General features: G+C 70.5%; 18 protein-coding genes and 1 tRNA gene. 5 read left to right on the forward strand and 14 right to left on the reverse strand.

Annotated elements, in window-relative coordinates; genetic code table 11:
* The first annotated feature begins 2 nt into the window (after nucleotides 1-2).
* The 4 genes from O7622_RS10120 to O7622_RS10135 all read left to right on the forward strand — a co-directional run bounded on the left by O7622_RS10120 (nucleotide 3) and on the right by O7622_RS10135 (nucleotide 5113).
* Nucleotides 3-3068, forward strand: coding sequence for a VWD domain-containing protein (locus tag O7622_RS10120; RefSeq protein ID WP_282313082.1), 3066 nt, complete (start codon nucleotides 3-5; stop codon nucleotides 3066-3068).
* Nucleotides 3069-3131: 63 nt separating this feature from the next.
* A tRNA-Lys gene (locus O7622_RS10125) sits at nucleotides 3132-3207 on the forward strand.
* Between the two features lie 165 nt (nucleotides 3208-3372).
* Nucleotides 3373-4053 (forward strand): HAD family hydrolase, encoded by a 681-nt coding sequence (locus O7622_RS10130; protein WP_282313083.1) that lies wholly within the window; start codon nucleotides 3373-3375, stop codon nucleotides 4051-4053.
* 40 nt (nucleotides 4054-4093) lie between these two features.
* The gene (locus tag O7622_RS10135) at nucleotides 4094-5113 is read left to right on the forward strand and encodes a tryptophan--tRNA ligase (RefSeq protein WP_282313084.1); all 1020 of its coding nucleotides are present in this window, start codon (nucleotides 4094-4096) and stop codon (nucleotides 5111-5113) included.
* 15 nt (nucleotides 5114-5128) lie between these two features.
* Here O7622_RS10135 and O7622_RS10140 read toward each other — a convergent pair whose 3' ends face one another.
* The 5 genes from O7622_RS10140 to amcA all read right to left on the reverse strand — a co-directional run bounded on the left by O7622_RS10140 (nucleotide 5129) and on the right by amcA (nucleotide 9554).
* Nucleotides 5129-6148, reverse strand: a complete 1020-nt coding sequence (locus O7622_RS10140) for an FAD-dependent oxidoreductase (protein ID WP_282313085.1) — start codon at nucleotides 6146-6148, stop codon at nucleotides 5129-5131.
* Entirely contained in the window at nucleotides 6145-6753 is a 609-nt protein-coding gene (locus O7622_RS10145; protein WP_282313086.1) for a hypothetical protein, read from the reverse strand. The genes O7622_RS10140 and O7622_RS10145 overlap by 4 nt, the downstream gene beginning before the upstream one ends.
* 263 nt (nucleotides 6754-7016) lie before the next feature.
* Complete coding sequence (locus tag O7622_RS10150) at nucleotides 7017-7883, reverse strand: hypothetical protein (RefSeq protein ID WP_282313087.1); 867 nt, start codon at nucleotides 7881-7883, stop codon at nucleotides 7017-7019.
* A gap of 140 nt (nucleotides 7884-8023) precedes the next feature.
* Entirely contained in the window at nucleotides 8024-8869 is an 846-nt protein-coding gene (locus O7622_RS10155) for a hypothetical protein (RefSeq protein WP_282313088.1), read from the reverse strand.
* A gap of 502 nt (nucleotides 8870-9371) precedes the next feature.
* Complete coding sequence (gene amcA / locus O7622_RS10160; protein ID WP_282313089.1) at nucleotides 9372-9554, reverse strand: multiple cyclophane-containing RiPP AmcA; 183 nt, start codon at nucleotides 9552-9554, stop codon at nucleotides 9372-9374.
* Nucleotides 9555-10111: 557 nt separating this feature from the next.
* Here amcA and O7622_RS10165 point away from each other — a divergent pair.
* Nucleotides 10112-11371, forward strand: a complete 1260-nt coding sequence (locus tag O7622_RS10165) for an XRE family transcriptional regulator (protein WP_282313090.1) — start codon at nucleotides 10112-10114, stop codon at nucleotides 11369-11371.
* Here O7622_RS10165 and O7622_RS10170 read toward each other — a convergent pair.
* The 9 genes from O7622_RS10170 to O7622_RS10210 form a co-directional block, all read right to left on the reverse strand.
* Nucleotides 11368-12024: an HAD family hydrolase gene (locus tag O7622_RS10170; RefSeq protein ID WP_282313091.1), complete on the reverse strand. Its 657-nt coding sequence runs from the start codon at nucleotides 12022-12024 to the stop codon at nucleotides 11368-11370. The two genes, O7622_RS10165 and O7622_RS10170, sit on opposite strands and share 4 nt — an antisense overlap.
* A gap of 1219 nt (nucleotides 12025-13243) precedes the next feature.
* Nucleotides 13244-14490 (reverse strand): IS3 family transposase gene (locus O7622_RS10175; protein ID WP_282313092.1). Its coding sequence is split into 2 segments (ribosomal slippage): nucleotides 13244-14208 and nucleotides 14208-14490, totalling 1248 coding nucleotides; the frame shifts between segments, so codons are not numbered across the junction.
* Nucleotides 14491-14667: 177 nt separating this feature from the next.
* Nucleotides 14668-15192, reverse strand: a complete 525-nt coding sequence (locus tag O7622_RS10180) for a flavin reductase family protein (RefSeq protein ID WP_132231728.1) — start codon at nucleotides 15190-15192, stop codon at nucleotides 14668-14670.
* A 4-nt stretch (nucleotides 15193-15196) separates the two neighbouring features.
* Nucleotides 15197-15568 (reverse strand): VOC family protein, encoded by a 372-nt coding sequence (locus tag O7622_RS10185; RefSeq protein WP_282313093.1) that lies wholly within the window; start codon nucleotides 15566-15568, stop codon nucleotides 15197-15199.
* A gap of 55 nt (nucleotides 15569-15623) precedes the next feature.
* A complete protein-coding gene (locus O7622_RS10190; RefSeq protein WP_282313094.1) occupies nucleotides 15624-16544 on the reverse strand; it encodes a methionyl-tRNA formyltransferase in 921 nt (306 codons plus the stop codon).
* Nucleotides 16541-17767 (reverse strand): argininosuccinate synthase, encoded by a 1227-nt coding sequence (locus O7622_RS10195; RefSeq protein WP_282313095.1) that lies wholly within the window; start codon nucleotides 17765-17767, stop codon nucleotides 16541-16543. Before O7622_RS10195 ends, O7622_RS10190 begins: the two co-directional genes overlap by 4 nt.
* Nucleotides 17768-17772: 5 nt before the next feature.
* Nucleotides 17773-18531 carry a hypothetical protein gene (locus O7622_RS10200; RefSeq protein ID WP_282313096.1) on the reverse strand — a complete coding sequence of 253 codons (759 nt, stop codon included), beginning with the start codon at nucleotides 18529-18531 and terminating at the stop codon, nucleotides 17773-17775.
* A gap of 13 nt (nucleotides 18532-18544) precedes the next feature.
* The gene (locus O7622_RS10205) at nucleotides 18545-20974 is read right to left on the reverse strand and encodes a condensation domain-containing protein (protein ID WP_282313097.1); all 2430 of its coding nucleotides are present in this window, start codon (nucleotides 20972-20974) and stop codon (nucleotides 18545-18547) included.
* Complete coding sequence (locus O7622_RS10210) at nucleotides 20967-22532, reverse strand: amino acid adenylation domain-containing protein (RefSeq protein WP_282313098.1); 1566 nt, start codon at nucleotides 22530-22532, stop codon at nucleotides 20967-20969. Before O7622_RS10210 ends, O7622_RS10205 begins: the two co-directional genes overlap by 8 nt.
* Between the last annotated feature and the right edge of the window lie 7 nt (nucleotides 22533-22539).

A 22539-nucleotide genomic window follows, 5' to 3' on the forward strand; every position in this document is an offset into this window, starting at 1 on the left:
CCATGAGGTGGACCCTGCGGCTGGCTGTGGCGCTCGGCGTACTCGTGACCGCTCTGGCGACCGGGGCGGCGAGCGGCGCCGCGGCGCCCGCCGACGGCGGCCTCGGCCTGGCCCTGCGGCCCGGCCAGGCCGACTATCGCGCCGGGGACCAGGTCCGCCTCGACCTCACCGTCACGAACACCACCGGGTCGGCGTGCGCGCTCGCCACCCGGCCCGTCGGCACCGTGCAGGTCACAGGGGTACGCCGGGACGGGCGCGACGTCGAGCCGACGCTGGCCCGCAGCTTCTTCGAGGACGGGATCGGCGCGGCCTCCACCGTCGGTCTTACCACAGTGGAGCCGGGCGCGACCGCCGCCGTGGCGTTGACCGGGGTACGACTGGGCACCGGCGAGGTCGTGCTCCGCTCGGTGGCCGCCACCCCGGACGGCGGTGGGCTGGACACGCTCTGGCCGGTCGGCGCACCCGGCCGGTACGAGGTGACCGCCGGCTACGTGACGCTGCCGGTCACCGGCGCGACGAACCCGTGCGCGGGCGCGACAGCGCTGCGGACCGCCACGTTCACCGTGTCCGACGACGGTGGGACCGGCCCGCGCCGGCTCTGGGTGGTGGCCGGGGGAGTGCTGGCGCTGCTCGTCGTCGCGCTGGTCGTGCTGCTGCTGGTACGCCGCCGACGTCGGCCGACAGCCGCCGTCGTGGCGCTGCTGCTGGTGGCCGTCGGCGCGTACGTCGGCGGTGGTGCCCGGACGGCGCGGGCCGACTACGGCGTCGACCCGACCGCCGGGGTGCCGGTCAGCGGTGTCGACTTCCAGGCGGCTGTCGACGGCTGCCTGGCCGGGTTCGCGCTGCCCGGCGGCGACCCGTCCGGCCTGCTGCCCCGGTTGCGCGACAAGAAGAGTCCCCGTGTGCGGATCATCCCGACCACAGGTGGCTCCGGCGCGTTCGAGACGCCGGACAGCGCCGAGGGCAAGGGCTCCTCGACCGTCACGTGGAACCCGACCTCCACCGACCCGTACGGCGACGGGGTGGCCCGCGACCCCTGCGCCGCGCTCTACCACGAGCTGAACCACGCCGACGACATCTCCCGGAACGCGGTGCCGCAGGGGGAGTGCGGCGGCACCGGCATCCGTACCGCCGAGGTGAAGGCGACGCTCGCGGAGAACCGCTACCGGGCGGCGAAGGGGCTGCCGCCGCGCACCGAGTACGACGGGAAGACGCTGCCGAAGAACCTCGACGAGTGCAAGAAGCCGGCCAGGAAGACGCCGCCGCCGAAGGGGCCGGTGAAGCTCTGCGAGGACGGCGCTGACTGCGGCGGCAGCAACGGTGACCCGCACCTGGTCACGTTCGACCGGGTCGCCTACGACTTCCAGGCGGTCGGCGAGTTCACGCTGGTCGCGTCCACCGGCGGCGACCCGCTGGAGGTGCAGGTCCGGCAGGCCCCGATGGCCGGCACGCGTACCGCCTCGGTCAACTCGGCTGTCGCGTTCCGGATCGGCGCGCACCGCGTCGCGTTCACCCTCACCGACGGCGGCACCCGGGTGCACGTCGACGGCGTGCCGATCGCCGCGCCGCCGGGCCGCACCGACCTGGCCGGGGGCGGCACCCTCACCCGCCGCCCGTCGGACACCGGCCCCACCGACGGGTACGACGTGACGTGGCCGGACGGGTCCGCGGCGGCGGTGGACCAGATCGGCCGCTACGGCTACCGCGTGCTGGTCCGGCTGGCCGAGACCCGGGCCGGGAAGGTACGCGGACTGCTCGGCGACTTCGACGGCGACCCGGCCGACGACATCGCGCCCGCCTCCGGGGCGGCGCTGGCCCAGCCGGTGCCGTTCGGGAAGCTCTATCCCGCGTACGCGGACAGCTGGCGGCTCGCCTCGGACCGCTCGCTGCTGCACTACGACGACGGGCAGGACACCGGCACCTTCACCGACCGCGCGTTCCCGGAACGGGAGGTCACAGTCGGCGACCTCGACCCGGCCCGGCGCGCCGCGGCCGAACAGGTCTGTCGCTGGGCCGGCGTGACCGCGCCCGCCCAGCTCGCCGAATGCGTCTTCGACGTCGCGGTGAGCGGCCGACCCGAGTTCGCCGTGGCCGGCGCGAGCACCGAACGGGTCGCGCCGCCGGCCGCCACCCCGATCGCCGCCGTACCCGTCGCCACCGCCACGCTCACCCCCGGCGGGGCGCCGCTGACGTTCGCCGCCCGCGCCGGGGACGCCGTCTTCGTCGACGCCACCGCGCCGGGAATCGGCGACCGCTGCTCGCCGTACGTGCTCACCGAACCGGGCGGACGGGAGATCGCCAGCGGATGCAACATCAGGGGCAGCGGGTACGTCGACCGCGTCGACCTGACCGCCACCGGCACGTACACGCTGCGGGTCACCGCCGCACCCGGCGACACCGGCCGCGCCGCCGTGCGGGTGTACGCGGCCCGGGACAGCGACGGGACGCTGCAGCCGAACGGCCCGGCGGTCACCGCCACCGTCGCGCAACCCGGCGCTCGGGCCCGCTACCGGTTCACCGGGCGCGCGGGGGAGCGCGTCTACGTGGAGGTGCCCGCGAGCAGCCTCACCGACCAGTGCTCCCCGCTGGAGCTGCGGGACGCCGAGGGGCGGCTGCTGCGCAGCGGCTGCGTGATCAACGGCGTCGGTGAGATCGACGGCACGCCGCTGCCCGCCGACGGGACGTACACCGTGGTGATTGACCCGACCGAACGCGGCACCGGCACGACCACGCTGCGGGTGGTCACCAGCCGGGACCGCGAGGCGACGATCTCGCCCGGCGGCCCGCCGGTCGTGGCCGTCGTGGACCGGCCCGGCGCGATCACCGGCTACCGGTTCACCGCCACTGCCGGCACGTCCGTGACGGTTACCGCGACCGCGTCGGACCTGCCGGACCAGTGCGGGGTGCTGGCGCTGCGCGCACCGGACGGCAGCACTGTGACCACCGGCTGCGTGATCAACGGGGCGGGTGAACTCGGGCCGGCGGTGTTGCCGGCCTCCGGGGCGTACACCCTGGTGGTGGACCCCTTCGGGGTCGCGACCGGGCAGGTCACGCTGGCGCTGCGGTGAGGCCGACCCTGCTTTTCCGGGGTGGTGGGCGGGCGTGCTAACGTCTCGTCCCGTTGTCAGCGAGCGCCGCTAGCTCAACTGGCAGAGCAGCGGACTCTTAATCCGCGGGTTCGGGGTTCGAGTCCCTGGCGGCGCACCAAGCAGCAAGGCCCTGACCTGGTAGAGCTATGCCGGTCGGGGCCTTTTTCGTGTTTGTCGTGATGGATGGTCGCTCGCCGGGTGCTCGGGAGCCGTTGGACCGGGTCGGCGGTGCGGGGACCGGCTGTTTCCGGTGGGACGCGGCGTGGAGGGGAGGCGATCACCGTTGGGTGATCATGGCGAAGTCGATCTCGTCATCTTCGACTGTGACGGGGTGCTGGTGGACAGCGAACCGATCGTGAGCCGGGTGCTCGCCGACCGGATGCGGCACCTGGGTATCCAGATCACCGACCAGGAGTGCGCCACGGCGTTCGCCGGTCTCGATCAAGCAGCGGCGGCCCGGCTGATCGCCGATCGCCTGGGCGATGCCGTGCCCACCGGTTGGTTCGATTCGCTGACCGTCGCGGTGGATACCGCGCTGCGTGCCGAGGTGGCTCCGGTGCCCGGCGTCGTGTCAGTGCTGCAGCAGTTTTGTGTTCCTTTCTGCGTGGCGTCGAACGGGCGTCCCGAGAAGGTCGCGTTGACCCTGGGCGTCTGTGGCCTGGCGCCGTACTTCGAGGGCCGGATCTTCACGGCTGCCGAGGTCGCGCATGGCAAACCTGCTCCTGATCTCTTCCTGCTGGCAGCGTCCAGGATGGGCGTACCACCTGCCCGCTGCGTCGTCGTCGAGGACAGCGAGTCCGGAGTGGTGGCTGCACTCAGCGCAGGAATGCGCGTCCTGCGGTACGTGCCCGATGGCTCCACGTCGGGGTCAGTCCGAACCTTCGGGGACATGGCGGAGTTGCCGTCGCTGCTCGGCCTTGCCGATACCAACAACAGCATTTCGGTACGCGCCGACAGCCGATGAGGACGGAAGATCGAAGGCTGCTCACGGTAATGTCGTGCCCATGGGTTCGACGGCGCGAAGGGTATCGCTGACCGGCATCAAGCCGACCGGTGAGCCGCATCTGGGCAACTACATCGGCGCGATCCTGCCGGCTCTGCGTTTGGCCGACAGTTACGAGTCGCTGTACTTCATCGCTGACTATCACGCGCTGACGACGATCCGCGACCGTGAGCTGATGCATCACTACACCCGCTCCGTGGCGGCCACCTGGCTGACGGCCGGACTCGACCCGGATCGCACCACGTTCTACCGCCAGTCGGATGTCCCGGAGATCTTCGAGCTGAACTGGATCCTGGCGTGTATGGCCGGCAAGGGCCTGATGAACCGGGCGCACGCCTACAAGGCGGCGCGTGATCGCAACCGGGAAGCAGGCAAGGATGATCTTGACGCCGGTGTGAACATGGGCCTGTTCAACTACCCGGTGCTGATGGCGGTCGACATCCTCATCATGGACGCCGACGTGGTGCCTGTCGGTCGCGACCAGGTCCAGCACGTCGAGTACGCGGCAGACATCGCTGGCAGTTTCAACGCCGTCTACGGAGACCGGTTCAAGTTCAAGATCCCCACGGCTGTCATTCCTGACGAGGGGTCGGCGCACACCCTGCCCGGCACCGATGGTCGCAAGATGAGCAAGTCGTACGGCAACACGATCCCCTTGTTCGCGCCAGAGCCAAGCCTGCGGAAACTGGTGCGGCGGATCCCGACTGACAGCGTGCCCGTGGAGGAACCGAAGGACCCGGATTCGGCTGCGGTGTTCAAGTTGCTTGAGCGGTTCGGTGCGGTGGACGTGGTCGCCGACACGCGGGCGCGGCTGTCGGCCGGCGGGATGGGCTGGGGAGAGGTCAAGGCGCAGCTCGCTGACGCGCTCGTCGGCGAGTTCGCGCCGCTTCGGGAGCGTTACGAGGCGCTGATGGCGCAGGGGAGCGAACTGGACGACCTTCTCGCCCAAGGTGCGGACAAGGCCCGGAAGCAGACCAGGCCGTTGCTGGAGCGGGTGAGAGACGCCATCGGCATCGGATAGCTCGCGCCCCGTCTGTCAGGTGAGTGCGTCGACCACCTGGTCGGCGCAGTGCCAGGCGGTGGTCCATTTGCCGGGCAGCGCGACGAGCAGGTTCCCACTGGGAGTCCACCCCTCGGGAGGTCGTCGGAGGTCCACGACAAGGCTGGATGGGTCGGCCAGCAAACTGGTTGGCTCGCACACGGTCCCCCAGATCATGCTGAGTTCCGGCCGGGATTGGCTCAGGCGGTGTCGATCGAGCGCGTCCAGTAGTCGAGCACGCTCCTCTGTGGCTGTTCCATATTCACCCTGAACGCTGGGCAAGCCCGCTCGGATGCCGCTTTGATCCGGGCTGAGGGCGAGTAGATCGCCGTCCAGCCAGTAGGTCACGCCCTCTACCGCAATGCCAGGCTGCCGGCCCCAGGCAATTCGGCGTGTGCGCAAGGTGTGCTGAATTCCGGCGTCGGACAGCAAAGCCGGTGTGCTGGCACCGGCTGCCAGCACCACCACCCGCGCCCGCGGTACTGGAGGCGCGATCGAGACGAGGGTGCTCTCCGGATCACGCCGCAGGATGGCGGCATGTCGCTGCACAGCCGGGACGCCGCTGGTCCGTGCCAAATCGACGAGGCCGGCGCTGAGGGCCAGCAAGTCGATGCTGTAATCGGGGATGCGGAAGGCGGCTGCCGGCGATGGGGAAGATCTCACGCTTCGCGGGTCCACCTCCTCGACCGGGATACCGATTCGGTTCCAGGAGTCCAGGTAGCGCTGGACGGTATCGGCTGAATGAAACAGCGCAAGCCCGTCGGCTTGCCCCACCCGCGCTGGCACGGCCAGGTCGTGCCAGCGGTCTCGGTGATCCCAGCAGGCTGCGCTCAGTGAGGGAAGCACAGGGGCGTAGACGGCGCCTGAGTGCAACTGCCCGAAGTTGGCCAGCGAGGCACCGGGACGTCCGTCGTCGAGGCAGTGGACGCGTAGCCCGCGCCGGGCAGCGGTAACGGCGATGGTGAGGCCACACAGTCCCGAGCCGATGACGAGGACATCGACACTGTCGTCAATCATGAGCCCCCCCGACGGGCAGGACCGCCGCCGGACCGCTCATCGACGACGGCAAGGTGGTATCGATTGGCGAATCGGCGGACCAGTTCCGCCGGTGCGCGGTGGTGGTCGAGGCGGAACCGAAGTCGCTCGGGCGTCCAGCCCAGCCGGCTGCGGGCTGCTGCTCGATGGGCGAGCATGGAGTCGCGGTCGAGCACGAGACTGTGGAGATGGGCCCGAAGCGTGCTGCCGCTGGTATCCGTGTGGCTGCTCTCGACGTCGGCGACGAAGGCAGGCACGCGGACGGTGAAGCCGTTGAGCGGCGCGGCTGACACGGCGGTGAGCAATGCCTGAGCGGCCCTCTCGAAGGACCAGGGCGGTTGAGGTTTCGACGTGGTGCGGGATCTCTGGCCGAGTTGCGGAAGCAGGAGAGCGGTGCCCGTGACTCCGGAGCGGGCATACGTGACGACCTGCTTGCGCTTCGCGAGCCCGTACGGTGTCTGGTAAAGGCCAGGGGCGAGCACAGCGGTCGTACTCGCGGCGATGAGCGTCGTTTCCTGGCCAGCAGCGCGGAATTCAGCTCGAAGGTGCAGTACACCCTCGGTCGCGCCTCGGATGCTGCGGCGCATGGCGTCTACCCCGCTACGGTCTAGAACGACGTCCACGACGTAGACAGGACCGGGTTCCGCAATTCGGTTCGCCGTGGCGGCGGCAACTCGGGCACGGTCCCGGACGACCGTCAAGTCCGCTGCAACCGACTGAACGCTGTGCGACCTTGGGAGAACCGGCGGTGTCCGTGCGACCGCAACGACGTGGAATCCGGCAGCGACAGCCTGCGGTTGGACAGCGCGGCCGAGTCGTCCCGACACACCGAGGAGGACGAGGACCGGCTTCACCGGGCGCACCGCTGCCATATCCCAGCGAACTGGGCGAACGAGCGACAGAACTCATGTCGCGCCTGGCGCCATCCGTCTGGACGCAGGACTCGGTCTTCGAATGCCTCGCGAGCGCGGGCGACCTCCACGGAGTCCCAGCCGCTGCTGAGCTCAATCGCCGACAGCAAGGCGGCCTCGGACGACTCCTCATCGTCCATCACCCGGTCGGCGATCTCGGCCTGCGTCATGTTGAGGTGAATGCTCGATGCGGGGATGCTCTTGGACATCTTGGGGTAGCCGGCCAACCCTTCGAGGACCCGGAAGTACAGAGCACCGACATGGCCTTTCCAGCCGAGGCTCAGCTCACCGGCGTCTGCTTGTCGTGACAGCGCCAGGCGAGCCAAGTCAGTGAAGTACGCCTCTTCCATGCCCGACACCATGAGCACGTTGCTGGCACCGTTGTCGAAGGGGCCGAGTACGTCAGCGACCGTGTACAGCGAGTCGACGATTACCCCGATTTCGCTGCCCAGCAGACCGTGTTCGGCGTAGAGCTCCAGGAGGCTCTCACGATGCTCCTGAAAGTCGGCCCGGGACAGATAGCGGGCGACCCGACCGGCACGGACGAGGTTGTCGTGCGCAAGGTGGGACCGTAGCTCGGCTCTGTGCGGCCCCAGGCCGAGTTCGACGAGGAACGCGAGCATCTGGTCCCGAACCTGCACCAGAGCCGACCAGCGAACGTTGCGGGAGTTCCACGCCCCGAGGTCGGAGATGACGACTGTCATCGGCACACCGAGACGTCGCTGTAACTCGACCGCACCGAGCATGACCGACAAGGTGCCGGCGGTCGGCGCGTTCGTCGGACCGAAGCCGGTCACGATCTCCAACGATTCTCGTCGGCCAGGGTCCAAGACCCCTAACGCGTCGTCAGCGTGAGTGAACCGGACAGCGGCCGGTCCGAGGTGTTCAGTCAGGAGTGCTGCAGATTCGGCGTCGAGAGAGGTGGCGGGCATGGCAGCTCCTTCGATTAGGTAAGCGTGTTCAACAGGCGCAGGGCGCGTCCGGACCGGCGGGAGTGGCGGACCGAGGCGAGGGCCACGTCGATGTCGGTCCCGCTTGCTCCGACGACGAGGGCGGCGTTCAACTCGACCAGTGCGGTGGCTGGTGTGTCTTCTCCGGGACTGAGCGCTGAAGCAACGAGTGCGGCGTTGCCTCGGTGAGTGGGCCGGTGGGCGACCGCCTGGCGCCAAGATCGGGTCGGATCATCTCCCTTGTGGATTCCGCAGGTGATGAATCCGTTGGCGACGCGGGCCAGCCTTCGGGTACCGACGTCACCGTGCTCGTCGATCATCTCGCCGACGGACAGCTCGGTGGCGGCGACGACGCCGGTGGTGAGCTCGGGCCTGATCCGTCGAAGGGTTGCTGCGGCGAGGGTGACGTCCCGATGCGCCAGGCCCAGCACGTAGCCCCTGGCACGAACGCAGATGGTTGCGACCGGCATGAAGAAGCTCGCCGGATTCAGGGCATCGAAGACGTCGTCGTAACGAGCCGCGTAGCGCGGGCAGAATGCGGGGTAAGGGACGAAAGCGATCCCTTGCCGATCCAGTATGTCGGATATGGCTTCCGGCCGGCCGACCGCACCTATGGCGAGCACATCCAGGATGTCGGCGGCTCCGGAGATCGCCGATACCGATCGAGAGACGCCTTTGACCACGGGTGTCCCCGCGGCAGCGGCGAGGATCGCGGCGGCGGTGCTGACGTTGAAAGTCTTGAACTGCTCCTTGCCGCTGCCCGCGACGACAACGGAGCCGTCGGGCACCTCCAGCGGCTGCTCAACATAGCCTTCCAGCACTTCGTCGAACTCGGTGATCACCTTCCACCACTCGGACAGCTCGGCCGGACCGAGGCGATCGGCGCGGAGGAGATCAGCGCACCAACGTCGCCACCGCTCATCTGCGGACGGTGAGGTGTCCCGTAGGAGGGTGTGCAGAACTGCCGGAGACCATGGGTCGGCCGGGGCGGCGACCTGTCGGGCAGTCACGCCGACCACCACGAGCCCGACATGCCGTTCTGGCGAGCGACGCACAGCTCGGGAAGGGGTGCACCGGGTGTGCGGCGTGGTAGCTGCCCTCCCGGCCCGGCGGCGAGGTGCAAGCTGCTGTCGCAGCCGGCAGCGTCGAGCGGGTCGGCCAGGTCCCTGCAGCACGAGGAGAATTGCGTACCGACGGCCGTACCAGCCAAGCTCTCGTCCGCCGATGGCTGCTCGGCCAGTCGGCGACGATCTACGACGGCGACTGTGCTGCCGCTGTCCGACAGCGCGCGGATCAGATGCGAGCCGATGAATCCGGCGGTACCAGTGATAGGGGCCCGAAGCATCATCGTTGCTGTTCCTCTCGCAGGGTCTGCTCGAATAGCTGCTGCCAGACGTGGTTGAACAGGGGCGGGTCAGCGCGCGAGAGTTCCACTTGCTCGGCCACCAGCACGGGTTCAGCGCGGACCGCCCCGATGGAGTTGTTGGCGGTCGATGCGGTGGCATGGCGGGAGATGTAGAGCGTCATCGCCACTGCGCCCCGGGCTCCGCTCTCTGCTGCGTAACCTGCGGCTGGCTGTTGGGCACGCCGCATTGGCGACCGGTGTGGCGGACCCGCCGGGAGCCTGGCGGGTCCGCCACCGGGAGGCGGCGAGTGGGGGGTTCTCGCCGGTCACTCGCCCGCGCAGCCTCGTTGGCGGTACGCGGGCGCGGAGTCAACCTCACGGCACCGGAGCCGACCGCCGTCGCGGCAATCGGATCCGGTCGGGGCGACGCAAACTCGGGTCTGTGCGACGTGACCACCATGAACCTCATGCCGTTGACGGGGATTGGTCGGCGACCATCGGGGCCAGCCCAGAGCAGGCGGCTTCGATGCTCGGCAATAGCGAACCGTCCACGGCAGCGGACCGGTACCGTCCACTACCCGTCCAATCGCAACCACGTGGTGACGACGGGTAGCCGGACTGGCTAGCGTGATCGAAGTCGATAGGCGATGCCCGGAGGTGCGCGATGGCGGGACGGCGCTACCCCTCGAACCGGCGGCTAGCGTGGGAAAGACTCCAACGCGGCTGGTCCTACGAGGAGGTGACCGAACGCATCCGCACCGAGATGAGCCGCGCTGGAGAGACCGACACCGGACTCAACGCCAACACCGTCCGGCGGTGGGAGATCGGCGAGCGGTGGCCAGACCCGCGGTACCGCAAACACCTGGTCGCGATCTTCGGGAAGCCGGCCAGCGACCTCGGCCTACTCACTTCCGACGAGCTGGCCGTACGCCCGGACACCGAAAATCTGCACGAGTTCAGGAGGCTATGGGACATGCTCACTGCAGACGACAACGGTAACGGTTGGGACCGCGCGTCCGTGCTCCGCGCACTCGTCGGTGCCAGCATGCTGCCCCTGGTCGCACCCCTGCTGTCCCTCGACCCGAAAGCCGCACACGCCGACGGCAAGACCATCGGCCCCGACTCGTACCAGCAGATCGTGCGGTGCCAGCGGGAGCTGTACTGGACCAGCCCGGCCCGGCCGCTCTACGAGGCTGCCTACGCCCACACCCAGCTCGGCGTCGGGCTTCTGCGCGCGGCGACCGGTAGCAGCCGAACCAGCCTCGCCTCCGCCCTCGCGGAGTCCGCGCTGCTCACCGCTCGGCTCGCCTTCTTCGACCTCAGCCAACCCGCCATCGCCGAACGTTGCTATGACGTCGCCCTCGCCGCGACCCGCGAGGCCGGTGACCACGCCCTGGCCGCTGCTGTCCTCGGCCACATGGCCTTCGTTCCCGCCTTCGGCCACCAGCCGGCCAACGCCCGGCCGCTGATCGACGCTGCCCTCCAGCACACCTGGCACGGCGTCAGCCCCATGGTCCGGTCATGGCTGCACTGCGTCGCCTCGGAAGTCGAGGCGCGTGCCGGAGCCGCCGCCGCGAGCCGCCGCCACATCGACCTCGCCGCAGGCGCGGTCGACGGTGACGACACCCCGCCCGAATGGCTCGACTTCTACGACAACGGCCGCCTGCACTCGTTCGCGGGATACGCAGCCCTCGCTGGCGGCGACCACAGCGAAGCCGCCGGCCAGCTCAACCAGGCACTCGCCGCGCTCACCGCCACTGGCGCTAAGCAGCGCAGTGTCGTACTCGCCGACCTCGCCACCGCCCAAGGCCAAGACGGCGACAAGGCCGCCGACTACCTCAACCAGGCCGTCGACGCCCTGCACAACGACTGGTACGGCGTCGGTCTCGACCGGGTCCGAGCTGTCCGTCCCATGCTCGGTGACAGCCGATACGGCACCCTGCTCGACGAACGCGTCGCCGCCCTCACCGCCGGCCGCGCCGCACTTCCGGGCAGCTAACGCGCCGACTCGTTGTGCTTGCGGACGAGGTCAGGCAGCTCGGCCAGTGAGTCGAGCTGGAAGAGGCATCGGTCGCTGACCGCCTTGTCACCAAGGATCCAACCCCACGGTCCGCGACGGATCAGGGCGGTCGCGATACCCGCCTCCTGCGCCGGCCGGATGTCGTTGTCCAGCCGGTCCCCGACGTAGAGCACCTGATCAGCCGGGCATCCCGCCTCGGCGACCACTCGGTCGAAGAACGCGGCGGAGGGCTTCTCCACACCCCAGCCGTCCGAGGTGCCGATCACGTCGACCGGTAGGTCCAGGGCGCGCAGAATCGTCTCCGCCCGCGCCGTCTGGTTGCCGGCCAGGCCGACCTGTAGCCCGGACTCGCGTAGCGCGGCCAGGCACGGACGGGCGTCCGGATAGAGGTCCTCCTCGGTGAATGACTCGGGCTGTCCTGCCGCCGTCCGGCGCTCCCGCTCCTCGGCCAGGTCGAAGCCGGGCCGGAAGACCTGGAACGTCTCCCGGTAGTCCAGGCCGCGAGCGATGATCGCCCCGAAGACGGCCGAGAAGGTGTGGCGCGGCACCCCGAGCCAGTCCGCCCAGGTGCCGTACTCCCGGGACTCGTCGACGATTGTTTCGCCCACATCGAAGAACACGCTCGCGATCACCCGGCGATTGTGCCCGGTGCTCCTATCGGGATCAACGTGTACCGCGAGCCGAGCCGCCCGGTGGGCCAGTGCTGAGCCGTCGCCACACCGAGTGCAACCCGGTTGTGGAAGCCATGCGGGTCCGACTCGCCGACGGGGACCTCGGCGACCCCTACGCGGGCCCGCTCGGTCAGCGAGAGGACTGTCTCACAAGGTGATATGGCTGAACAGGTAGGCCAAGATTTTTCGGCAGGGAATCTGTCCGGCTGGGGACCCTGTGCGGGTTGGCGGGTGCCAGTGGGTCCGGCTGGGTCCGGAAACGTCTTGATCGACTGCCGGTGATGCTGGTTGACAGGGTGCTGCCGGCGGAGGCGTACTGGTACGAACGCGACCGCGTGGCGGTCTGCCGCCGGGTCGGATCGGCCGGTTTGGTGGCGCTCCTTCGGAAGCGTCGCCGGTCGTTCGAGGCTCGGGAGTGGGCGGGCCGTCGATGGGTTCGAGTGGCAGGGGGTTCGGCATGAAGGATCTTTCTCCGGCGGGTTGAGTCGACGCCCCACCGGGCCGTCGTGATGTCGACGGCTCCCGGAGTATCTGCCCCAGGCTGAGTCGAGCCCGCTACCGGCGTGGCACGGTGCCGCCCTGCCCTCCGCAACTGCTACCGCTGTTCCCGCTGTCGCGATCGCCTTACTGGTGGTCGTGTTGGTCGTTGCTGCCCTGATCTGTCCTCGTGTCGGCCGGTGCGCCGGTCGGCGTGTTCATTGACAACTTCACAGTGCGCCTTGCCGCAGTCTCCCGTGCCCGCATGTGGTTGCGGCGCACACCTACGGCGTCGTGACCGTCGACGCCACCATTTCTTCGATCAAGGAGCTCTCGTGTTCTCTGTACATCCCATCTCACTGCGTTCCGGTCTTCTGCCGGTGGCGGTGACAGATCCCGTGTTGACCCCCGTTCCGGGGTCCGAGTTGACGTGCCCGTTGGGGTCGGTCTTCAGCCGGACGCCCGAACGGACCCCCTTTTCCCGCTCACACCGCAGGTCAGTCCGTCTGTCAGTACTGGCTGGTTGTCCTGCGACAGACCCGTCCTGGTCTCGGGTCTCTCCCCCTGGGGAGCCCACATGCGTATCGGAGTGGAGGCGATGGTGGATGGATGATCCGGTTCTGCGGGTGCAGTCGCAGTTGACCACCCGTGATCGGGTGCTGCTGGGCTGGCTGTATGAACCGCTCTGGGTTCTGTGGAGACCTCAGCTGTTGGCTCCAACCGCCTCGCGGGGCTGGGGTTGAGCGTAGAACATCGATTCGTATTCGGTGGGCGGGAGATGCCCGATGGCGGAGTGCAGGCGCTGGTTGTTGTACCAGTCGACCCACTCGGCGGTGGCCAGTTCGACCTGGGCGAGGCTGCGCCACGGGCCTCGGGGTTTGATCAGCTCGGTCTTGTAGAGGCCGATGGTGGATTCCATCAACGCGTTGTCCAGGGCGTCGCCGACGCCGCCGCTCGAGGCGTCGATACCGGCGTCGAGCAGGTGGGTGGTGAACCGGAACGACGTGTACTGACTGCCCGCGTCGCTGTGATGCACCAGGCCCGCCCCGACCGGTTGGCCGGCGCGGTCGCGGCGCCACAACCCCATGTCCATCGCGGCCAGAACCAGCGGGGTCCGTTTGTTCGTCGCCGCGGACCAACTGACGATCGCCCTGGAGTAGACGTCGACAACGAACGCGACGTAGACAACGCCGGACCAGGCCGCGACGTGGGTGAAGTCCGCGACCCAGCACCGGTTCGGCCGGGCGGCGGTGAAGTCCCGGTTCAGCAGGTCAGCGGCCCGTTCATGTCCGGGATCGGCGACCGTGGTGCGGATCTTCTTGGCCCGCACGACACCGGTCAGGCCGGCATCACGCATCAACCGCTCGACCGTGCACCGGGCCGTCGGATGCCCTTGGCGGCACAGCTCATGCCAGACCTTGCGAGCCCCGTAGACGCCGTAATTCGCCGAATGGATCTCCCGCACGCGTGCTGTCAGCTGCGCATCACGCACCTGCCGCTTCGACGGCGGACGCTTCCTGGCCGCCCAATAGCCGCTCGGGGTGATCTGCAGCCCGTGCTGACGCAGCACGCGGCAGATCGGCTCGACTCCACCGAAGCGGTCCCGATGCTCGTCAACGAAACTCACGAGCGTGTCGTAGGCCGGTCGAGCTCGGCCGCGAAGAAAGCCGACGCGGCCTTCAAGATCTCATTCGCCCGCCGCAACTCGGCGTTCTCCCACCGCAGCCGCTTCAGCTCCGCCGACTCCTCCGACGTCACCCCCGGCCGCTGCCCGCCGTCGACCTGCGCCTGACGGACCCACTTGCGCAACGTCTCGGCCGTGCCGATCCCGAGCCGGGCCGCCACCACCGTGAACGCCGCCCAGCCCGACTCGTAGTTCAGCCGCACCTCCGCGACCATCCGCACCGCCCGCTCCCACAACTCCTGCGGATACGGCCTCGTTCCTGCCATCTCTCGATCCTTCCCAAGCGGGGAAGTCTCTACAAGATCCGGGGCGGTTCAACAATGCTCGTTCCGAAAAGGGAGGGGCTCGTTTGTCTTGTTGCCATCCCCCTGTACTCCGTCGTCGTACCCGAATCGCCTCCCGCGCGGCGCGGGGCGGCGGACGCCGCCGGGTGGGGTGGGCCATTACGCGGCCGACACCGCCGGGGGCACCGGCGCGATCGACCGGTACGACCCGTGGAGATAGAGCAGCGGCGCCTTCGCCGGATTCAGTGGGCCGTACGACACCGCCTCCCCGATGACCACCGAGTGGTCGCCCTGGTCGGAGAGGTCGCGTACGCGGCAGTCGAAGTAGGCCAGTCCCTCGCTGAACACGAGGCAGCCGGTGGCCGGCGCCCGGTGCACCCGGACGCCGGCGAACGCGGCCGCGCCGGAGGGTCGCCGGGCGTCGGCGAACCAACGGGCGACGTCCCGTTGGTCCGCCGCGAGCACGGTGACCGCGAAGATGCCGGAGTCGCGGATCTGGGTGAGCAGTCGACTCCGGTGCTTCAGGCAGGTCAGGACCAGGGTGGGGTGCAGCGAGACGGTGGTGAACGAGTTGACCGTCATCGCCAGCGGGATGTCGTCGTACACGCTGCTGACGATGCCGACGCCGGTGGCGAACGCCCCGGCGGTACGGCGGAACTCCACTGCCCGGTCCTGGTTGGTCATGGCGTCAGTCCTGACCCCAGACCAGGCAGAACGGGTGTCCCACCGGGTCGGCGTAGACCCGGAAGCCGTGGTTGCGGCTGCCGCCGCCGCGCAGCAGGGTGGCGCCCAGCCGCAGCACCGCCTCCTCGGCCTCCTGGATGTCGTCCACCTCCACGTCGAGGTGGGCCTGCTGCGGGAAGGCCGGATCCGGCCACTGCGGCGGCTGGTAGTCGGCGACGCTCTGGAGGCAGAGGCGGGGATGCCCGTCCGGGCCCTTCAACGTCACCCAGTACCCGTCGCTGTCGGCCCACTCCAGGCCGGTCAGCTCGACGTAGAACTCCGCCAACTTCTCGGCGTCCGGACAGTCCAGCACCACCGAGTGCAGTCGACCGATCATCCGACCCCTCCCGTCATCGTCGTACGCGCGATGACCGGCGCCCCCGGTCACCGTGTCAGTGAAGGTACTCGCCGAAGGTGGTGAAGTAGTCGATGGCGCGCACGGGTGGCCCGGTCTCGGTGGAGACCTGGAGCAGCACCACCCCGCGGTCGTCGCCGTCGCCCGGTCCGCCGCTGGCGACGACCACACCGCCGTAGCCGGCCTTGACGATCCGGCCGGGCGTGCCGCCGTGCGCCCGGGTCGGCCGGGTGGCGGCCTTGACCCACAGCCGGAACCCCCGGTGCGTCGTCCACGCGTTGACGAACGGGTCCGACTGGCCGCGCACCAGGTCGCAGATGGTGGTGGCGCTGTCCCGCCAGTCGATGCGGGTGTCCTCGACGCCGATCCGGTGGTAGAACGACGCGCCCTCGGGCGGCTGCGGCTCGCCCCGGTGGCCCTCGGCGACCCGCTCCAACGCCTCCAGCGTGACCGGCACGTACTCCGCGAGGAGGCGCTCCAGGATCTGGCCGGCGGTGTCGTGCGGGCCGATCTTCACGCGGGCCTGGGTGATGATCGGGCCGGTGTCCAGCTCCTCCGCCATGTAGTGCACGGTGAGGCCGGTCTCCTCCTCGCCGTTGCGGATGGCCCAGTTGACGGCGCCGAACCCGGCGTACGCGGGCAGCAGCGCGTCGTGCGTGTTGACCGCGCCGCGTTCCGGGATGCGCAGCACCTCCGTCGGCACCCGGGTCCGCCAGTTGGTGGAGACGATGAGCTCCGGTGCGAGGTCGCGCAGCTGCTCGTGCAGGTCGGGCTCGCGGGCGGTGGCCGAGTAGCGCACCGGCAGTCCCAGGTCCGCCGCGGCCAGCTCCACGTCCGGCTCGCCGAGCCCGCTGAACTCAGCCCTGTGGGTGAGCACCAGCAGCACCTCGTGGTGCGGCGCGATGCCCCGCAGCACGGTCGCGCCGAGCTCGCCGTACCCGAAGAAGACGATCCTCACGGCTTCGCCGCCCCGGTGGCCCGCCCGGCGCGGAAGCGGACGGTGTTGACCCGCAGCCAGCCGGAGGAGTCGCGCTGGTCGAACACGTCGTCCGCCTCGAAGGTGGCGAACGCGGTGTCGTAGCGGCTGTGCGGGGAGCGGCGGCCGATCACCTGGACGGTGCCCCGGTGCACCCGCAGGATCGCGTCGCCGGTGACGTCCTGCTGGCTGAAGTCGATGGCGGTCTGCAACATCAGCCGCTCGGGGGCGAACCAGAGACCCCGGTAGACCAGGGCGGTGTACTTCGGCATCAGCTCCTCCTTGAGCTGCGCCACCTCCGGGTCGAGCACCAGCGACTCCACCGCCCGGTGGGCGTGCCAGAGCAGGCTGCCCGACGGGGCCTCGTAGATGTTGCGGGTCTTCATGCCGAAGATCCGGTTCTCCACGATGTCGAGCCGGCCGATGCCGTGCCGGCGGCCGATCCCGTCGAGCGTCTCCAGCACGGCGCTGGCGGACAGGGGCGTCCCGTTGACGCCGACCGGGTTGCCGCCCTGGAAGTGGATCTCGACGGTCTCGGGCTCGTCCGGTGTGTCGGGGAGGTCGCGCACCCGGAACAGCAGCCCCTCGGGCGCGGGCTGCGCCGGGTCCTCCAGCGCCTCGCCCTCGTACGAGGTGTGCAGCAGGTTGCTGTCGATGGAGTACGGCCGTTCGCCGCTGCTCAGGTCCAGCTCGATGCCGTGCCTGCCGGCGTACGCGAGCAGGTCGCTGCGGGAGGCCAGGTCCCACTCCCGCCACGGGCTGATCACCGTGAGGTCGGGGCGCAGCGCGGCGAACGTCATCTCGAAGCGGATCTGGTCGTTGCCCTTGCCGGTGGCCCCGTGCGCCACGGCATCGGCGCCGACCTCCTCGGCCACCCGCACCTGCGCGGCGGCGATCAGCGGCCGGCCGATGGAGGACCCCATCAGGTACTGCCCCTCGTAGAGGGCGTTGGCCCGGTACATGGGGAAGGCGTAGTCCCGGGCGAACTCCTCGCGCAGGTCGACGACCCGCACCTCGTCGGCGCCGAGCTTCTCGGCCTTGCGGGCGGCCGTGTCCAGCTCCTCGCCCTGCCCGAGGTCCGCGATGAACGCGGTCAGCCGGCAGCGGTACCGCTCCTTGAGCCAGACCAGGGCCACCGACGTGTCGAGCCCACCGGAGAAGGCGAGCACGATGTGCTGGGGGGCGATGTTGTTCCGAGTCGACATGATGGTCACACCTCTCCGGCGGGCACGGTCGCCCACAGTTGGTCCATGGTTTCGTGGGTGAAGTCGCGGGTCAGGTCGGACGTCGAGGCGTACCCCATGTTGATGATCTTGCGGCGGCCCTGGCGGACCGGGGCGACCCGGTGCAGCGTGGTGTTGGTGCGCATCAGGTACAGGTCGCCGGGGAACAGCTCCATCGAGTAGATCGGACGGCTGACCAGCGCCCGGTTGATCTCCGGGCGCTCCTTGTTCCAGACGGTGTTGGGCACGCACTGGACAAAGCCGCCGTGCTCCACCGGCGGGCACTCGACCACCCAGACCAGCGCGAAGGTGAAGTCGTCCCAGTGCCAGCCGTGGGTGTCACCGTCCTTCTCCAGGCAGGTGATGACGAACTGCTCCGGCTCGTACGGGCAGGGGTGCACCGGCTCGCCGGCCACCTCCGACAGCACCCGCAGGATCGGCTCCGCGGCGTAGATCCCGTTGATGACGGTGCCCAGTTCGGCGATCTCGGCCCGGGTCACGTTGCGCATCCGGCGTGGCGTGTAGTCGGTCTCGGCGAACCGCAGGTCCCGGCGCGTGCCGGCCTTGTCGATCAGCTCGTTGACCTCGTCGGCGATGGCCTTCTTGACGCTGTCGGGGGCGACGAAGGAGACCTTCGCGTGCCCCAGGTAGGAGAAGTCGCGGCGGGCCGTGGCGACGTCGTCCGGCGCCACGTCGCGCTCCACGTGCTCCCGCAGTTCCTGGTACAAGACTCTCGAGTCGAACACGGATCCTCCTTGGTTAACCTCGCGCCGCCGCGACGCGCGCGAAATCGATGACGGCCGCCGCCACCTGCGTCACGGCGGCGGAATGCAACACTCTGAAGTGGTCGGTGCCGATCCGCTGGGACCGGGCCGCCCCGACTCGCGCCGTCCACTGGGCGAGCTGCGCGTCGAGCAGGTCCGCGCCGATCACCAGCGCGGGAGTGTCGACCGGGCCGTCGTGGACGTACTCGGCGCTGGCCCGGACGTGGCGCTCGTAGCTGCGCCACCGGTGCGCCAGCAGCGCCGTGGGCACCGGCTGCCCGACGGCGGCCAGGCTGGCCGCAAGCGCGCCGAGGGCCAGCCGCTCGTCGAAGCCGGCCGGCTCCGGGCCACCCGTCACCCGGGGCCTCGGGGCGTCCGGCTCCAGGTCGAGGGCCCGGTGGATGTTCTCGGTGAAGGTGTCGAAGCGGTCCCGGACCTCGTCGGCCGGCAGCTCGTACCCGACGGGCGGGGCGGAGTCCAGCACGACCAGCGCCGAGCGCCGTCCGACCTGGTCGGCGGCCATCTGGTAGGCGACCTGACCGCCGAAGGACCACCCGCCGAGCAGGTCCGGGACCAGCCCCGCCGCGTCCAGGTCGGCCCGGTACCGCTGGGCCAGCGCCGCCACCGTCGGCAGCTCCGCGCTGTCGCGGGAGGCGGTCACCCGCCAGTGCTCCGGCAGCTCCGCCAGCAGGTCCTGGTAGTCCTGCGGGCTGCCCCCGGCGCCGTGCACGAGGTGCAGGTGCGGCCCCGGGCCCGCCCGCAACTCCACAAGCGTCGACTCCGCCGCCACCGGCTGCGACCCGTTGCCCAGCAGGTCGGCCAACCGGCGGGGGGTCGGCTCGCCCAGCCACCGCACGACGTCCACCGCCGGTCGCCCGTCGGCCGCCACCGCGTCCACGAGGCGAAGGGCGCTCAGCGAGTTGCCGCCGGCGGCGAAGAAGTCGACGTCCGCGTCGGCCGGCCGGCCGCCGAGCACGTCGGTCCAGGCGGCGACGACGCGCTGCCAGTCCGCCGACTCGGGCAACGGGCCGGTCGCCCGGTCGCGGTCCACGGTGGCCGGGGCCGCGCGGCCGGCCCGGGCGCGGGTGGCGACGTCGAACGAGCCGACCGTACGCTGCGGCTCGGCGCCGCCGTCGGCCAGCACCTCGTCCAGGTCGTGCAGCAGGGCCAGCACGCTGCTCTCCCGGTAGCGCCCGGTGTGGTACTCGATCTCGGCGAGGTAGCCGCCGTCGGCCTCCCAGACGGACATCGCCAGGTCGGCCCGGGCGGCCCGGTTCGGGCTGGGCAACAGCGTCGCCGGGACCGGGCCGAGCCGCAGGTCGGTGCCGATCGGGCCGAGGTAGCTCAGCAGCAGCGGCGCGGGATCGCCCAGCGCGCTCCGGGTCGCCTCGGGCAGCGCCCCGAACACCACCGGGTACGGCACCGCCTGGTGGGTCAGCATCTGCCACATCCCGTCCCGGGCGGCACCCACCACCCCCGCGACGGTGTCCGCCCCGTCGACCGTGGCCCGGGCCACGCAGAGGTTGGCGGTGTACCCGAGCAGCGCCTGGTCGCGGGCGGTCATCCGGTTCGCGGTCACCACGCCCACCGCCACGTCCGGCCCGGCGCCGGCCCGGGCGAGCACGATCTGCGCCGCGCCGAGGATGACCGCGAACGGGGTGGCGAAGGTGGACTTCGCCAGGGCGGCGATCCCGGCGCCCGCCTCGGCGCTGAAGCCGTAGCGCAGGATCGCCCCGGGCGCGCCGCTGGCCACCTCGCCCGGCAGGTCGGGTTCCAGGACGGCGGAGGCGGCGCCCGTGAGCGCGTCGCGCCAGTACGCCAGGCTCTTGTCCCACCGGCCGTCCGCGCGGGCCGCGGCCTGCTCCCGCGCGTACGTGCTGAACGGCACCGGGTCGGCCGGGAAGCTGACGGCACGTCCCTCCCGCGTGGCCGCGTACGCCTCGGACAGCTCGCCGACGAGCAGTTGGACCGCCCAGCCGTCGAGCACCACGTGGTGCACGGTCAGCAGCACCTCGTGCCGGTCGCCGACCCGGACCAGGGTGATCCGGGCCAGCGGTGCGGCCTCCGGTTCCATCGGCCCGGCGTGCACCTCCTCGGCGACGAGCCGCAGCAGGGTGCCCGGGTCCGCCGGTCCCGGGTCGTCCACCTCCACCCGGTGCGGGCCCACGACGATCCGGGGCGCCACCACCAGCGTGACGGCGTCCGCCTGCCGGACGACCGAGGTCCGCAACGCCTCGTGCCGGTCGACCATCGCCTGCCAGGCGACGGCCAGCGCCGCCTCGTCGAGCGGCTCGTCGACCGCGAGCCGCCAGGTGAGGTGGTAGACGGACCGGTCCCGGGCCCGCTGGTGCACCCACCACAGGGCCTCCTGCATGCCGGTGGCCGGGACCGGGCCCGGGGCCGCCCCGGCGTGCTGCTCAGCCACGGGTGGCGAGCAGCTCGGAGGTCAACCGCTTGCGGTCGACCTTGTCCACCTCGGTCAGCGGGATCTCCGCCCGGTGGTGGAACGCCCGTGGCCGCATGTACGGGGGCAGGTGTCCCACCAGCCGGGTGAGGTCGTCGTCGGCCAGCGCCGCGCCGGTGTAGACGGCGTGCAGGTCCAGCTCTCCGTCGGCGCCGGCCACGGTGAGCACCACGGCCTCCACCACGTCGGCGTGGGCGCGCAGCGCGGCCTCGATCTCGGCCAGCTCGACGCGGTTGCCGCGCACCTTCACCTGGTGGTCGATGCGGCCCTGGTGCACCAGCTCGCCGAACTCGCGGCGGACGCGGTCGCCGGTGCGGTACCAGTGCTCGGCGGTCAGCGGCCCGGTGCCGTCGTAGAGCCGGCCCCGCTCACCGTCGAAGGAGACGAACCGGCCGGCGTTCTCCGTCGGGTCCAGGTAGCCGGGGAAGCGCTGCTCGCCACGGACGCACAGCTCGCCGTCGTCGCCCGGGCGCAGGTCCTCGTCGAGCAGCACGTAGTCGAGGTGCGGGTAGATGTCCCCGATCGGCACCGACCGGTTCGACGACTCGATCCGGGCGGCCGGGTCGGCGGGCACCTCGTACGCGGTGACGATGCACGTGGTCTCGGTGGGGCCGTAGCAGTTGATCACGGCGGTGTTCGGCGCGGCGGCCGTCCAGTCGTTGACCTGCTCGATGGTCAGCGGCTCCCCGCCGAAGGAGCTCAGCCGCAGCGTCGGCATGCTCTCCGGCGCCAGCGCCCGCAACCGCTTGGCGAACGAGATCAGCGACGGCACGGACAGCCAGTGCGTGAGCCGCTTCGTGTTGATGAAGCGCACCGGCGTCAGCACGTCGCCGCGCTGCGCCACGCACAGGGTGGCCCCGGTGCCCCACGCGCCGAACATCGCCAGGATCGAGCCGTCGAAGCACATCTCGAAGGTCTGCGAGACCCGCGACTCGGGCCGGAACCGGTACCGCTTGGTCACCTCGGTCAGGAACGAGTCGACGTTGGCGTGGGTCGCCGGCACGCCCTTGGGCTTCCCGGTGGTGCCGCTGGTGAAGATGATGTACGCGAAGTCGTCGCGGCCCCGCTCCACCTCCGGCGGGATCTCCGCCGCGTCGCCCGGGGCGAGGAACCGGCGCCAGCCCTCACCGGTCAGGTCGAGGACCGTGACGGTGGTCTGCGCGCGGAACTCGGCCAACCCGTCGCCCGAGGTGTCGTCGACCATGACGAGGTCGAGCCCCGCCTCGTCGGAGATGGCGAGGTTCCGGGCCGCCGGGTTGGCGGGGTTGAGCGGCACCACCGTCGCACCCAGCCGCAGGGCGGCCAGGTAGGCGATGTAGCCGACGAGGCTGCGGGAGGTGAGCAGCCCGACCCGTCGGGGTGGCCGTCCCGGCACCCGCTGCATGGCGGCCGACAACCGGTCGGCCGCGGCCCGCAACTCGGCGTAGGTCAGTGCGTCCGAGGCGACCTCGATCGCCACGTTGTCCGGGTACTGCCGGGCCGACGTACGGAACCAGTCGTAGAGGGTACGGGTCTGCATCGCACAT

Origin of the sequence: Micromonospora sp. WMMD1076 (genome assembly GCF_029581475.1) — a bacterium.
Taxonomy (GTDB): Bacteria; Actinomycetota; Actinomycetes; order Mycobacteriales; family Micromonosporaceae; genus Micromonospora; species Micromonospora aurantiaca.